15 protein-coding genes are annotated in these 14,370 nt (G+C 61.4%); 8 read left to right on the forward strand and 7 right to left on the reverse strand.

All coding sequences use genetic code 11. The features are described 5' to 3' along the window. Window positions 1-58: 58 nt before the first annotated feature. On the forward strand, window positions 59-2,350 hold the full coding sequence (locus HGB41_RS00860; RefSeq protein WP_171080113.1) for a putative bifunctional diguanylate cyclase/phosphodiesterase: 2,292 nt from the start codon (window positions 59-61) through the stop codon (window positions 2,348-2,350). Between the two features lie 9 nt (window positions 2,351-2,359). Here the strand turns inward: HGB41_RS00860 and HGB41_RS00865 are convergent, their stop codons facing one another. The 3 genes from HGB41_RS00865 to HGB41_RS00875 form a co-directional block, all read right to left on the reverse strand. Next, a complete protein-coding gene (locus HGB41_RS00865) occupies window positions 2,360-2,647 on the reverse strand; it encodes a hypothetical protein (RefSeq protein ID WP_171080116.1) in 288 nt (95 codons plus the stop codon). A 15-nt stretch (window positions 2,648-2,662) separates the two neighbouring features. Next, the gene (locus HGB41_RS00870) at window positions 2,663-2,872 is read right to left on the reverse strand and encodes a hypothetical protein (RefSeq protein WP_171080118.1); all 210 of its coding nucleotides are present in this window, start codon (window positions 2,870-2,872) and stop codon (window positions 2,663-2,665) included. A 101-nt stretch (window positions 2,873-2,973) separates the two neighbouring features. Next, window positions 2,974-3,309, reverse strand: coding sequence for a hypothetical protein (locus HGB41_RS00875; protein WP_229422648.1), 336 nt, complete (start codon window positions 3,307-3,309; stop codon window positions 2,974-2,976). A gap of 106 nt (window positions 3,310-3,415) precedes the next feature. On the opposite strand from HGB41_RS00875, the gene HGB41_RS00880 reads away from it, so the two are divergent. Next, a complete protein-coding gene (locus HGB41_RS00880; RefSeq protein WP_212760784.1) occupies window positions 3,416-3,856 on the forward strand; it encodes a secondary thiamine-phosphate synthase enzyme YjbQ in 441 nt (146 codons plus the stop codon). Between the two features lie 350 nt (window positions 3,857-4,206). On the opposite strand, the gene HGB41_RS00885 is transcribed toward HGB41_RS00880, so the two are convergent. The 4 genes from HGB41_RS00885 to HGB41_RS00900 form a co-directional block, all read right to left on the reverse strand. After that, complete coding sequence (locus HGB41_RS00885) at window positions 4,207-4,389, reverse strand: hypothetical protein (protein WP_171080120.1); 183 nt, start codon at window positions 4,387-4,389, stop codon at window positions 4,207-4,209. Further along, a complete protein-coding gene (locus tag HGB41_RS00890; protein ID WP_171080122.1) occupies window positions 4,386-6,809 on the reverse strand; it encodes a heavy metal translocating P-type ATPase in 2,424 nt (807 codons plus the stop codon). The genes HGB41_RS00885 and HGB41_RS00890 overlap by 4 nt, the downstream gene beginning before the upstream one ends. Window positions 6,810-6,884: 75 nt before the next feature. Then, a complete protein-coding gene (fdx, locus tag HGB41_RS00895) occupies window positions 6,885-7,223 on the reverse strand; it encodes an ISC system 2Fe-2S type ferredoxin (RefSeq protein ID WP_171080123.1) in 339 nt (112 codons plus the stop codon). Window positions 7,224-7,744: 521 nt separating this feature from the next. Then, window positions 7,745-8,161, reverse strand: a complete 417-nt coding sequence (locus HGB41_RS00900) for a DUF305 domain-containing protein (RefSeq protein ID WP_229422650.1) — start codon at window positions 8,159-8,161, stop codon at window positions 7,745-7,747. A gap of 1,142 nt (window positions 8,162-9,303) precedes the next feature. Here HGB41_RS00900 and HGB41_RS00905 point away from each other — a divergent pair. The 6 genes from HGB41_RS00905 to HGB41_RS00930 all read left to right on the forward strand — a co-directional run bounded on the left by HGB41_RS00905 (window position 9,304) and on the right by HGB41_RS00930 (window position 14,359). Further along, entirely contained in the window at window positions 9,304-10,722 is a 1,419-nt protein-coding gene (locus HGB41_RS00905; protein ID WP_229422652.1) for a TolC family protein, read from the forward strand. A gap of 18 nt (window positions 10,723-10,740) precedes the next feature. Further along, window positions 10,741-12,132, forward strand: a complete 1,392-nt coding sequence (locus HGB41_RS00910; RefSeq protein WP_171080125.1) for a multicopper oxidase family protein — start codon at window positions 10,741-10,743, stop codon at window positions 12,130-12,132. A 22-nt stretch (window positions 12,133-12,154) separates the two neighbouring features. Next, window positions 12,155-12,598: a DUF411 domain-containing protein gene (locus HGB41_RS00915; protein WP_171080127.1), complete on the forward strand. Its 444-nt coding sequence runs from the start codon at window positions 12,155-12,157 to the stop codon at window positions 12,596-12,598. A 32-nt stretch (window positions 12,599-12,630) separates the two neighbouring features. Beyond that, window positions 12,631-12,987 (forward strand): copper-binding protein, encoded by a 357-nt coding sequence (locus HGB41_RS00920; protein WP_171080129.1) that lies wholly within the window; start codon window positions 12,631-12,633, stop codon window positions 12,985-12,987. 66 nt (window positions 12,988-13,053) lie between these two features. Then, the gene (gene copC / locus HGB41_RS00925; protein WP_171080131.1) at window positions 13,054-13,419 is read left to right on the forward strand and encodes a copper homeostasis periplasmic binding protein CopC; all 366 of its coding nucleotides are present in this window, start codon (window positions 13,054-13,056) and stop codon (window positions 13,417-13,419) included. A 1-nt stretch (window position 13,420) separates the two neighbouring features. Beyond that, the gene (locus HGB41_RS00930; RefSeq protein ID WP_171080133.1) at window positions 13,421-14,359 is read left to right on the forward strand and encodes a CopD family protein; all 939 of its coding nucleotides are present in this window, start codon (window positions 13,421-13,423) and stop codon (window positions 14,357-14,359) included. The last annotated feature ends 11 nt before the right edge of the window (window positions 14,360-14,370 follow it).

Raw genomic sequence — 14,370 nt, forward strand, 5'->3', positions numbered from 1 at the left:
ATCAATTGTTAGTGCGCAGTAGTAACTTTCATAAAGCAATGCGTACCAAGGCCGCTATATGAAACAGTTCTACGACATCGCGCAATGGCGCATCCGGATCTTCTCGTCGCTGATGTCGACCGTGCTCGTGCTCGGCACGATCGCCGCGGTTCCCAGCGCGACCCTGGCCTTGACCCAGGGCATGTGGGAAATCGCCGTGATGGACGCCGTCGCATTGAGCTGGATCTTCGCGATCTGGTGGTACGACCGCATTCCCTACACCGTGCGGGTCCTGAATTTCCTCACAGTGATGTTTATGGTGGGCATCGGCCTGATGATCACCGTCGGCGCCGTCAGCCAGATTTTTTTGATGGGCCCGCCCGTGCTGGCGGTCATCCTGCTCGGCACCCGGCAGGCGCTCGCCGCCCTCATCCTCAGTGCCGCCATCATCCTCGGCCTCAGCCTGTCCGGCCACGCCCAGCTGGTGGTCAAGGGCATGGGCGAGGACAGCCTGCTGCCCTCGCTGATCGTCACCCTGAATTACCTGTGCGTGGGCGCGCTCATCACGATCACTTGCGGCACCCTGCTCAAGGGCCTGTCGCAGACCCTGGGCGAGGTGCAGGGTTTCGCCGAGTCGCTCGAAGCCAAGCAGGAAAAGCTGCACGAACTGAACGCCGAGCTGCGCCTGACCTCGGCGGCAGTGGCGCGCCTGAACGACCTGGTGATCATTGCGCAGGCGGTCGACGAGCCCGGCGCCAACCAGCCGATCATCTTCGCCAACGAGGCCTTCGAACGCCGGACCGGCTACAGCCGCGACGAGATCGTCGGGCAGAGCATGCGCATCCTGCACGGCCCGGAAACCGATCCGCGCGAGCTCGAGCGCATCCTGAGGGCGGTGGACCGGAACGAGTCCGTCACCGCCGAACTGATCAACTATACGAAGTCCGGCGAGCCGTTCTGGGTCCAGATGGAATTGGTGCCGTTTGCCAGCGAGGCTGGCCGCTATACGCACTGGGTCGCCGTCGGCCGCGACGTCACCGAGCGCCGCAATTCGGATACGAAGATCCACCGCCTGGCCTTCTACGACGTGCTGACCGGCCTGCCGAACCGGCGCCTGCTGACCGAACGCCTCGACACCCTGGTCGCCGCACGCAATGCCACGGGCGTGCTGGGTGCGGTGCTGTTCATCGACCTCGATAACTTCAAGTACGTCAACGATGCCCGTGGCCACGCCACCGGCGACGCCCTGCTCAAGCACGCCGCCGCACGCCTCGGTTCGGTGGTCCGCAAGCGCGACACCGTGGCGCGCCTGGGCGGCGACGAATTCGTGATCCTGCTGAACGACCTGGGCGAGGACCCGGACGCCGCCACCGATTCCGCCCTGGCCGTGGCCGGCAAGGTGCTTGCCGCGCTCGGCGAAGAAGTGACCATCGATGACCACGCCTACCGCTCGACCGGCAGCGTCGGCGTGGCGCTGCCGCTGCTGGCCGGCCATACCGCCCACGACCTGCTGCGCGAAGCCGATACCGCGATGTACCAGGCCAAGGCCAGCGGGCGGAATAGCGTGGCCCTGTTCGAGACCAATATGCTGGCCGAAGCCGAACGCAAGCTGACCCTGGAGCGCGACCTCGCTTCCGCGCTCGCGAACGGCGAACTGGCGATGCACCTGCAACTGCAGGTCGACAGCAACGAGCAGCCGGTCGGGGCCGAGCTCCTGATGCGCTGGCGCCGCGCCGACGGCGTGCTGGTACCGCCGGACGTGTTCATCCCGATCGCCGAGTCGAGCGGCCTGATCGTCCCACTCGGGAACTGGGTGCTGCGCGAAGCCTGCGCGTCATGGTTCCGCCTGGAGGCGGCCGGCCACCCGATCCCGCTTTCGATCAACGTCAGCCCGGCGCAGTTCCGCCAGCCCGACTTCGTCGACGGCGTGCGCGCGATCCTGCGCGAGACCGGCACCCCGGCCACCCAGCTGATCTTCGAGGTCACCGAAGGGCTGCTGGTGCAGGACCTGGACGAGACTATCTCGCGCATGCACGAACTGGCCGCCCTCGGCATCCGCTTCTCGATCGACGATTTCGGCACCGGCTATTCGAACCTGGCCTACCTGAAGAAGATGCCGCTGTATGAACTCAAGATCGACAAGAGCTTCATCCGCGACACGCCGAACGATGTCAACGGCACTGCGATCGTGCAGTCGATCCTGGCCATGGCCGAGCACCTCGGCCTGCGCGTGGTGGCCGAAGGCATCGAGACGGCCCAGCAAGCCCAGTACCTCGCCGAAAACGGCAGCCCGTGCATGCAGGGCTATTTGTTCTCGCGCCCGGCGCCACTGGACGAAGTGCTGGCCCAGCTCGCCGACCAGGCGGCTTGAGTACAAGCCTCACCTGCAAGCCCGCAGCGTCACACCTGGGTCTTTTGCGCGCAAGGCGAGGAATTCCTTTCCCCTGTCCGTCAGCTCGATGTGTTCGGGCAGGACGCCGCCTTCCTCGAACTGCCTGAGGTCGTCCAGTCCCTCCAGCGGCGGCTTGTAGCGGATATACCCCAGGCATTCGAGGTAGGCGAGTTCACGCAGGAAGGACGACCGGACCTTTAAATGGCCATACGGCCTGCCCGAGCCCAGATTTTCCAGGTGCAGGAAGGTCTTGTCGCCCATCGACAGCAGGAACAACCGGTCGAGGCGCTCCTATTCCTCCTTGACTTTTCGCTCCAGGAACTCGATCTTCGCCCCGAACATTTCGGCGCCTTTGATATGGAAGTTCTTGACGCAGAAGGGGATCAGCCATGGCGCGGCGGCGATGAACAGGAGCACGATGAAGGATTCGCTGAAGAGATCCTCTTCGACATAATGTCCTGTCGCAATGAGCAACACGGCCAGGCTGAACAGGATCTTCATGGAAGGACTCCCTTGCGCCAGGGATGGACCGGCGATGAAGCCAGGCCAGGCCAGGCCAGGCAGGCCTCACCCTGCCCCGGCTACCGGGATTTCGACCCGATTTATCCGCCTTGGTTCGGGACGGACGGTTGCGACAGGGCTCCCGCATGCAATTGATCAGCACCCGATTTCAGGCCGTGGCCTGGCAGGAACTGGTCGGACACTGTCAGGATCGCATACAGGTTGCGCTTGAGCTCATCGGCCGGCAGTTCGCCCTCCCTGATTGCGGTCTGCAGCAAGTGCAGGGCCATGTCCGCGAGCAGGATGCGTTGCTTGTCGCTCCAGCCGGGACCACCGCGCGTGGCCGCATGCTGTCGATAGGCCGCCTCCGTCAGGTCGTGCGCCCTGCGGCCCAAGGCGCCGATCTCATTCCTGGTCGTTTCATCGATCATCGTCATTCCTGTCCAGGGGCGCCCGCGCCGGCCCATCCGGCGGCAGGAGCCCATCAGCCAAAGTGTAGCCCAGGCACCCGGACCGAAGCGAGAGGCGAATGCATGGATAATCATGGCCTCACCATCGACCGGGAACATCGCCTTGGCACACCAGACCATCCTCGAATTTTCCACCCCAGGACGCGGCACTCGCGACATCACCGATGCGGTGGCTGCGGTGGTGCGCGACTCCGGCGTGCAGTGCGGCCTGGCCCAAGTCTTCGCCCAGCACACCAGCTGCTCGCTGCTGATCACCGAAAACGCCGATCCCGACGTACCGGTGGATCTCGAAACCGTGCTGGCGCGGCTCGCGCCGGACGCCGACCCAGCCTACCGCCACGACGCCGAGGGGCCGGACGACATGGCCGCCCACGTGCGCAACATGCTCACCGGTTCCAGCCTGAGCGTGCCGGTGGGCGGCGCGCGCCTGCTGCTCGGCACCTGGCAAGGCATCTACCTGTACGAGCACCGGACCGCGCCGCACCGGCGCCGCGTGGTGGTGACGGTCATGTAGCGCCCGTTGGCATATGTATCCATTTGTCGTGGACAGCGCGGGCAGCGCTGGGCGTAAGAGCCAGTAATGCTGCGGCAAGCAATGGAGCAATAGTCCGGTTCATTGTCATCCCTACTTTAATCAGTGATTGTTCGTCCTTAGCGACGACACCGATTTTAGCCGCACCAAAAGGTAAATGGATCCAGCTTCCGACAGGACGCGCGATTCACCTGAGGAAACGTTGCTGGCGAAGGGTAATCGACTGATTCCCCCCTATTGGCTCAACCATTATCGCTGGATGAGTGGCGGAAGACCTGCGCAGTAAGTAGTGCAAAGGCAGGCATTGTCGCGATGATTCGATAAAGCAACATTCAGCGCTTGACGGCCCTTCCAGTCTTCTTTTTACGCCGGGGATTAAACCCCTTTGCCTGGGTCTTGCGACTGCGACGCTGCTGAATCTTGCCATAAGCAATGAACCCGGCTGCGACAATCCCAAAGATGACCCCGACCAGCACCGTTAAATCGACCATCTCGTCGGTAACAACGAAATTCACGTGATACTTCCCCTTAAGCGTAGTGCGTTGCCGATCACCGAAACCGAGCTCAAGCTCATGGCAAGCGCAGCAATCATTGGCGACAGAAGCTGCCCCGTGAAGGGATAAAGAAGACCTGCAGCCAGCGGAATCCCCATGGCGTTATACACGAAGGCAAAACCTAGATTCTGCCTCATGTTGCGGACGGTCTCCAGCGAAAGAAGTCGCGATCGCGCAATCGCACGCAAGTCGCCCTTGATGAGGGTGACGTGAGCGGAATTGATCGCAACGTCAGTACCGGTACCCATCGCAATCCCGACGTTTGCCTTCGCCAGGGCCGGGGCATCGTTGATGCCATCGCCGGCCATTGCCACGACCTTGCCCTGTTGCTGGAGCCGCTCGACCAGGGCCAGCTTGTCCTGCGGCTTGACCTCTCCGTAGACCTCCGAAATCCCGAGCTTCGCCGCGACGGCTTTCGCCGTGGTCACGCCATCGCCGGTCGCCATCACCACCGTCATGCCGGCGTCGCGCAGGGTCGTTAGGGCTTCCAGCGTCGTCGCCTTGATTGGGTCCGACACGGCGATCAGGCCCGCGAGCTTCCCTTGCAGCGCGAGGTAGATCACGCTTGCACCGAGATGTCGAAGCTCTTCCGCAGCCTTTTGTAGCGGCGTCCAGTCAACGTTCTCGGTATCCATGAGGGCCGTGTTGCCCAATGCAACCCGCTCGCCCTGCACGGTTCCGCGTACCCCGATTCCGCTCGACGATTCGAAGCTTTCGGGCTTGTGCAGCCCTAAACTCCGTCTGCGTGCCTCTGCGACTATCGCGTGTGCCAGCGGATGTTCGCTTCCCTGGTCGATGCTTGCTGCGATCCGTAGAACATCCTCTTCCTGATATCCAGGCGCAGCGATCGCCCGGTCGAACGCCGGCTTTCCCTCCGTGAGCGTGCCCGTTTTGTCGACGATGATCGTATCAACCTTGCGCATTGCTTCGATCGCAGCGGCGTCGCGGAACAGCACACCCTGCGTAGCGGCGCGGCCAGTGGCAGCCATGATCGACATCGGCGTTGCCAGCCCCAAGGCGCACGGGCAGGCAATGATCAATACTGCCACGGCATTCACAAAACCGTAGACCCAGCTGGGCTCCGGTCCGAACAGGCCCCACCCCAATAAAGTGAGCAGTGCAATGGCAGCAACGACGGTCACGAAATAGCCGGCGACTATGTCTGCCAGCCGCTGCATGGGCGCCCGTGAGCGCTGCGCCTGTGCGACCATCTGCACGATTTGCGACAGCATAGTTTGCGATCCTACTCTCTCGGAGCGAATAACAAGACTGCCACTCGTATTGATGGTCGCGCCGATGACCTTGTCGCCCGGCCTCTTTGTCACCGGCATCGGCTCGCCAGTAAGCATGGCTTCGTCCACGGCACTTTCGCCCTCCAGGACCACTCCATCGGCTGGCACCTTCTCACCAGGCCTGACCCGCAGCGAGTCGCCGATGTGGACATGCGAAAGCTCGATGTCTTCTTCGGTGCCGTCGGCACGAATCCGCCTGGCTGTTTTCGGCGCAAGTCCCAGCAAGGATTTGATCGCCGCCGACGTTTGCGAACGCGCGCGTAGTTCGAGGATCTGACCAAGCAGGGTTAGCGAAACGATGACGGCGGCGGCCTCGTAATAGACACCGATGCGGCCGTGCATCGCAAAGTTCGCCGGGAACAGGCCTGGCAAAAGGGTCGCAACCAGGCTGTATCCATATGCCGCAGCGACCCCAGTGCTGATCAAGGTCCACATGTTGGGGCTGCGATTTCTGAAAGACTGCGCGCCACGGACAAAGAAGGGCCATCCGGCCCACAGGACGACTGGCGTGCTGAGCACGAACTCGATCCAGCTCTGGTAGGCAAGCCCCCCTCTGAATATCCGGTGCCCTGCCATTGCCATGACGGTGACGACCACGGTCAGCGGAAGCGTCCACCAGAAACGGAGGCGGAAATCCACAAGCTCGGGGTTCTCTCCATCCTCCAGCAATGGCAACATAGGCTCAAGCGACATCCCGCATATCGGGCAATTGCCTGGCGCAGCTTGCTGGACTTCGGGATGCATTGGGCAGGTATAAATCGTCCCTGCAGGCGCCTCCAGCATGACAGCAGGAGCGCTTTTCTCTATATGGCTGGCGGGGTTGGCGCGAAACTTGTCCATGCACTTCAGGCTACAGAAGTGATACAGGACTCCTTCGTGCTCGATGCGGCGATCCGCCCGGTCGGCAACGCTCATGCCGCACACCGGATCGGTAACGGACTTTTCTAGTAATGCCGAGGCTTGATGCTCAGCTGTGCCTGCAGTGTCCATGGTAACGAGCCCGGCCGGTGCAAGGTCGTGCTCATGCGAATGGTGGCAATCGTGACCGTTGTGCTGGTGACCGGAAGGCTTTTGCCTTTCATCTTTCATGACAGCTCCAGTAAAAACGCTTGCAATTGAAGTGCGCGTTCCGCTTGTCAAATGACGCCTGCGCTCGTTCGCGGCCTAACCGTTTTCCTTCGCGTGATTCAAGGAATACCGTGGGATCTCGACGGTAAGATCCGTGTTTGCGAGAATCGCCTGACACGACAAGCGGGACAAGCGCTCGACGCCCCATGCACGGTCGAGCATATCCTCTTCGTCTTCGGTCGCTTGCTCGAGAGACGCGTATCCCTCACGCACCACGAGATGGCATGTCGTGCATGCGCCGACCTTGCCACACGCATGATCAATGTCGATTCCACTCGCCAGCAGAGCATCGCAGATGCTCGCGCCAGGAGCGGCTTCGAACGATGTTCCGTCAGGAGCACAGAGAGGATGCGGAAGTACGGTAATCCTAGGCATTCATGCCATCCTTGCCCAAGCCAGGGCTTCGGTAGCGACAAAACAGACACCCGTCAGCAGGTCCGCTCGTTCGGTAGGGCGCGCCTTGGCCAGCGCTGGCAGAGGTGGCTTCGTCTGGCCCGGCCAATGCGGTCTCCAGGGCGCCTATAGGAAGCAAGGCGCTGGGCTTGCCGCGGAATTCCGCCTCCTCCAGCGCGAGGGTTTTCTCATATTTACGGGAGTGCATGAATAAATCTCCAGTGGGTTGACAAATCCACTGTAAACCTTCCAACAATTGAAAGGTCAAGCTGATTTTTTCATGGAGCAGCGATGTGCACTTGCAGCCAGTCGCTGCTCTGATTCATCGGAGACGAAGACGTTCTCCTCCACCGTTGGGCTGTCGGCACAGCAGCGTTGAAGGAGAATTGATCTCGTGATACGCCTTAGGTAAAGCTCGGAGCCGGACCGCTTATCGAGATGGCGGACAGATGCCGCGGTACTGCCGCCGCGGCCCCGAGTAGGGTGAGTACGGATTGGGAAAGTTATTTGGCCGGTGCTGGATGCTTTGCCAGCCACTGGTCGAGCTTTTTAATTTCCTTCGTCTGGTCCGAGATGATCTTCTTGGCCATTGCCTGCATTTGCGGATCCTTGCCATGTTTGAGCTGCGCTTTTGCCATGTCGATCCCGGCCTGGTGGTGCGATCGCATCATCGTGGCGAAGTCATGGTCATGGTTGCCACTCATCTGCATGCTGGACATCTTCTGGTGCATGGCCTGCATGGACTGCATCATCTCGTGCCCAGGCATGTCATGCCCTGCATGGCCAGCCTGCGCCGTTTGGCCGGCCGCCACGCCATGTTGCGCGTGTTGCTCCGACTGCGCCATCGAATTTGCTGACACACCAAAGACAAGTGCAGCTGCACTGGCCATGAGAGCAATACGGGTTTGTATTTTCGTCATGTTCCTCTCCTTGTACTAATTGATCACTGAGCGGCGCCGAATAACGGGAGCCACGCGTCGAGTGCCGATTTTGGACGGAATCCGACGGTGCATGCTGTGCGCTGACGCACCCTGTATGTACATCTTCGCAAGTCAGCGTACCCACATTACCTTCGCATGCCGTTTTTGCTAGACCGGCGCCTGACTTTAGTCAGCCTTAAGGCAATTCCACGCCAAAATCTGTCGTGCTATACTCGCCGCACCTATGAACCGCGCACTCAAGACATTTCTGGTTTGGCTACTGTTGGCCGTGCTTCCGCTCCACGCGGTTGCAGGCAGCCGTATGTCGTGCGGCCCGGTTCACACGCAATCCGGCGGGGGTTCGGTCGTTGCTAGCGCGCAGGCCGACAAGCATGTAGCCGATGCGCACGCTCATCACGAAAACGAGCATGCAAACCAAGCGCATGACTCCGCGGTCGATACCGACTCGGCAGACTCCAAGGCCGGAAAAAAGCAACATTCCACCTGCAGCGCCTGCTCCGCGTTCTGCCTGGGCGCCGTTGCGCCACCCTCCACTCATCTCGCTGTCCCGGCTTTCGATGGCTCTAATGCAGTCATCGTTGCACCTGCGGCCTTCGCCGTAGGCTTCATCCAGGACGGCCCTCAGCGCCCTCCCAGGCACCATTCCGCCTAAATCCAGCAAGAGCTGACCCGCTGTTTCAATGCGGTTGTCATCGCTCTTGAGCACTCGAGCGTGCCCCTGCACGCCCTGTCACCGATTTTGAGGATTGACCATGACCTCCAAGCTATTGGCTGCCGCTATTGGCGCCCTGTTGGTCCTGCCGATGTACGCGCAGGCCCAGCAATCCCGACCGTTGGCAGACCCTGCCGACGCCGCTGCGGCAGTCCCGCCGACCGTGTACGAATCGGTCATCGCCAGGTCTTTGCCTGCTCCGCAGGAGGCCCAGACGCCTGACAAATCCTGGCGTGCGGCAAACAATACCGTCGCCGGCGCGCCGGGTCACGCAGGACATGCGGTTCACAGTAGCGAACCGAAGCTCCAGGGTCATGCACCAGCGACGGCACCGTCATCTCCTTCAGCGGCTTCCAAACCGGCCCCTGCTCCTGTCGACCATAGCAAACATCATTAAGGCGGACACATAATGACAATAAAGCCTTCTATCCCCACATTTCGTGCCATCGCGGCAGGCGCCATGGTCCTTGCGTTGAGTGGTTGTGCGACGTTCTCGAAGGACGGCGGCTTGGATGCGGTCTCAGCCTTGACCGCCGAGCGTACAGGCCAGGATGTTCGCCTCCCCAAGGCTAATGCTGACGGCGCGGCCATTCAGGACGAGCTGAACCAGTTGCTGAAGCAGCCGCTCAGCCCCGACAGCGCCGTACGCATTGCCCTGATCAACAACCGTGGCCTGCGCGCATCGCTCGCCGAACTGGGTGTCGCCGAGACTGACCTGGTGCAGGCCGGCCGCATGGCTAACCCCGGGTTCAGTTTCAGCCGCATGTCCGGTGGCGGCGAGACCGAGATCGAGCGCAGCGTCATGTTTGACCTCGTCGGATTGTTGACGATTCCGATCCGCCGCGATATCGAGTCGCGGCGCTTCGAGAGTGCCAAGCTGGTTGCCGCAACCGAAGCAGTCCGCCTGGCGGCGGATACCCGCAAGGCCTGGTTCAATGCCGTCGCCGCAGGGCAGTCTGCACGCTACGCAGAACAGGTGCGTGAGGCAGCCGAGGCAAGCGCCGAACTGGCGCAGCGCATGGCGAAAGTTGGAAACTTCAGTGCCCTCGACAAAGCGCGCGAGCAGGCATTCTCGGCGGAGGCCGCAACCCAGCTTGCCCGCGCCCGGCACAACGCGACGGCTGCCCGTGAGCAGCTTGCAAGGCTGATGGGCGTATGGGGAGAGAACACCGCGTTCCAACTTCCCGACCGGCTTCCAGATCTTCCGGCCGCGCCGCGTGAGGCGGGCAATATCGAGTCGCTCGCCATGCAGCAGCGTCTTGACGTCCGGATGGCGAAGCTCAGCACCGAATCGACCGCGCGCGCCTTGGGCTTGAGCAAAGCGACCGGCGTCATTAACGTCCTTGATGCGGGCTACGTCAACTCAAGCAAATCGGGTTCGCCGCGAGAAAACGGTTACGAGATCGAGCTTTCCCTGCCGATTTTCGATTGGGGAGGCGCACGTGTGGCAAAGGCCGAGGCGATCTACATGCAGTCGGTTCACCGAACCGCCAACACCGCCACGCTTGCCCGTTCGCAGGTACGCGAAGCCTACTCCGCTTACCGCACTACCTACGACGTCGCCAGGCAGCATCGCGACGAACTGGTCCCCTTGCGGAAAAAGATCTCTGAAGAAACTCTGCTCCGCTACAACGGCATGCTCATGAGCGTCTTCGAACTGCTGGCCGACGCACGCGCACAGATCGCGGGCGTGAATGCGGCAATCGACGCCCAGCGTGACTATTGGATCGCAGAAACCGACCTGCAGGCCGCCATTAGCGGAACTGGCGGTTCGTCGATCTCTACGGCTTCCACCGCCGCTTCACCCGAAGCCGCTGCAGAACATTAAACAAGGAATAGATTGACCATGAGCTCTCGTCGCGATTTTTTCACTGGTGCCGCCGCCTTGGTAGGCGCTGGATTAGTAACCCGTGCCGGCGCCGCCACCCTCCCGGAAGCGCCGATCATGACCAGCGCGGCTACGCAGCCGCCACCGCCGCCACCGAACGGCCGGCCGTATAACCCGGTCGTCACCCTGAACGGATGGTCCCTGCCGTGGCGCATGAACAATGGCGTCAAGGAGTTTCACCTGATCGCCGAACCTGTCGTGCGCGAGATTGCACCCGGCATGAAAGCCAACCTGTGGGGCTACAACGGTCAGAGTCCAGGGCCGACCATCGAGGTAGTCGAGGGTGACCGCGTGCGTATCTTCGTAACCAACAAACTGCCGGAGCACACCAGCATCCACTGGCATGGCCAGCGGCTGCCGAACGGCATGGACGGCGTCACAGGCCTGAACCAGCCGGGCATACAGCCGGGCAAGACCTTCGTCTACGAGTTCGTAGCTCGCCGGCCCGGGACTTTCATGTACCACCCACATGCCGACGAAATGGTGCAGATGGCCATGGGGATGATGGGCTTTTGGGTGACCCACCCGAAAAATCCTGCCCACCACAAGGTCGATAGGGATTTCGTCTTCCTCCTGAATGCCTACGATATCGAGCCCGGCAGCTACACGCCGCGGGTCAACGAGATGCTCGACTTTAATATCTGGACCTTCAATAGCCGCGTGTTCCCGGGCATCGACACAATGAATGTTCGCCAAGGCGACCGTGTGCGCATCCGCACCGGCAATTTGACGATGACTAACCACCCGATCCATCTGCACGGCCATGAGTTCGAGGTCACCGGGACCGACGGCGGGTGGACCCGTCCCGAGTCGCGCTGGCCGGAGGTAACAACCGACGTTGCGGTGGGCCAGATGCGCGCGATTGAATTTATCGCGGACGAGCCAGGCGACTGGGCCTTCCATTGCCACAAGTCGCACCACACGATGAACGCGATGGGCCATGACGTGCCAACGCTCATCGGGGTGGACCACCGCGGTGTGGCCGAAAAGATTACGAAGCTCGTTCCCGACTATATGGTCATGGGCGACAAGGGCGGTTCGATGGGCGACATGGAAATGCCGCTCCCGGAAAACACCCTGCCGATGATGACCGGCCAAGGACCTTTCGGTGGGGTCGAGATGGGCGGAATGTTCACCGTCCTGAAGGTGCGCAAGGACCAGAAGGCAGGCAACTACAAGGATCCTGGCTGGTACAAGCACCCTGCCGGCACTGTCGCCTACGAGTGGAAAGGCGAGCCACCGAGCGCCGTGCGAAGCAATACCGCGGGTGGTCAGGCGATGCCTGCTACGCAGGCCGCAGATGTCGAAGTAACCGTACGTAAGCCTACTGGCCACAAGGGCCATCACTAACTACAGTGCGAAAGGACTGGTCATGATCCGACGATTACTTAGCCGTGCATCGCTCGCTGTTGCCCTGGGTGTTCCAGTGGCCGCGTTGGCGGCGGCCCCTGTCATCGCCGTATTCAAAAGTGAGTCGTGCGGCTGCTGCAGCGTGTGGGTAGAGCATTTGAAAGCAAATGGCTTTGCCACCCGCGTTGCCAATGTCGACAACCCTTCCGACTACCGCGAACGTGGCGGGATTCCGAATCAACTCGGTTCGTGTCACACCGGCATGGTGCAAGGGTATGCGATCGAAGGGCACGTACCGGCCAGCGACATCAAGCGCCTGCTCAATGAAAAGCCGAAGGCAAAAGGCCTCGCAGTCCCGGCGATGCCGCTTGGTTCACCTGGCATGGAAGGACCACGCAAGGATCCGTTCGATGTCCTGCTGGTGAATGCCAACGGCAGCACCAGTGCTTACAAGCGCTACAACTGAACATTATTTCTTCACCAACGAAAGGAATCACCATGAACGCATTTTCGAAACTGACTTTCGCAATCGCACTGGCAGCGGCAGCGTCCGTCGCTACTGCCCAGAATGGTGCGCACGCCAGCCACGGCGGACACAATGCGCACGCGGGCCACCAGGCTACGGCGGCAGCCGAGCTGACGGAAGGCGAAGTCAAGAAGATCGACAAGGAGGCAGGAAAAATCACGCTGCGCCACGGCGAGCTGAAGAACCTGAACATGGCTGCGATGAGCATGGTATTCCGCGCAAAGGAGCCAGCGATGCTCGACCAGGTAAAGGTCGGTGACAAGGTGAAGTTCGCGGCTGACCGTGTCAATGGCGCCATCACGATCGTCCAGCTCCAGGCGGCCCAGTAATTTCATCCCTTTGAACCGAGGCTCTGCGCGCCGCAAGGCGTCTGCAAGCCTCAACAGGAGAATCGCATGAAAGCCAACATGCTTTGCGCCGTCGCCATGGCGGCATCTGCGCTTGTCTTCAGTTCGGCGGCGTCCGCGCACGCAAAGCTTGAATCCTCGTCGCCACAGGCAAACGCTGTTGTCAGTCCCGCGCCGACACAGGTACGGCTGCAGTTTAGCGAGCAGCTTGAGCTGCCGTTCAGCAAAGTGAAGCTGGTCGACGAGAAAGGCCTTGTCATAGAGGCTACCAGGACGGCCCTCGATAGTGCTAATCCCAAGGTACTCGTAGCAACTGTCCCGGCTTTGCACGCTGGCGCCTGGAGCGTCCAATGGTCCACCGTCACCCGCGACGGTCACAAGGTGAAGGGCCGGTACGACTTCAAGGTGAAGTGACATGGAAGCGGATCTCGCATTCGCGCAACGCCTCGTCACGGTCACCTTAAACTTGTCGGTTGCGGTTCTGGTCGGCGGGAGCGCTGCGCATATCTGGCTGCGCAGCGCGCGCTCGGCGTGGGGAACGGCCCTGGTCCCGCGCCTGCGGACGGTCTCGCTTGTCGGATTGACAGCCGCTGTGGCGGCGTATGTGGCGGTGCTCTGGCTTGAAGCGGCGTCAATGGCAGAGGTTCCGGTAAGCGAAGCCTTCCCGGCTGTGCAGTCCGTTATCACGGCCACGCACTACGGGCTAGCCTGGATGATTGGTGCGGCCGCCTTGCTTGTCGCGGGGCTTACTTTCCGAACCGGTCCTGGCGCACGGCTACGGGCTGCGACACCGCTGGTCCGCGTAGCCGCTCTCGGCATATTTCTCTACTCCCGCAGCATGGTAAGCCATGCAGGCGCTGGCGGCGATTTTACCTGGGCGGTGCTGATCGACTGGATCCATCTTGTCCTGATCAGCATGTGGGTGGGCGAGGTCATCGTCGCAGGCCTGGTTACGCTGCGCAGCCAGCCTGAGTGGGAATCGAAGAACCGTGCCGAATGTGCACGTTTTGTTGCGTCCCTTTCGACGTCGGCAACCGTCGCACTGGTCGGCATTTTCGTTACCGGGATCCTGAGTGCATGGCGGGGGCTGGGGAGCATCGGCGACGCTTTCGGCAATCCCTACGGAACCACCCTGTTCATCAAGGTCGGGCTGGTGCTGAGCGCGGCGGCGCTTGGCGGACTTAACCGTTTCGTCGTCATGCCGAAACTGCTGGCCCAACTGCGCATGCCTAAGCCGGATGGCAGCGCCGGCCGCAAGTTTGCACGCGTTCTCCAGGTCGAAGCGTGCATCCTGGTAGCAGCGCTCGTTGCAGCAGCCTTTCTCAGTTCAACCCCACCGCCTACGGCGTCGTGAGGATTTTTACC

This window comes from Telluria aromaticivorans (assembly GCF_013003915.1).
Taxonomy (GTDB): Bacteria; Pseudomonadota; Gammaproteobacteria; order Burkholderiales; family Burkholderiaceae_D; genus Telluria; species Telluria aromaticivorans.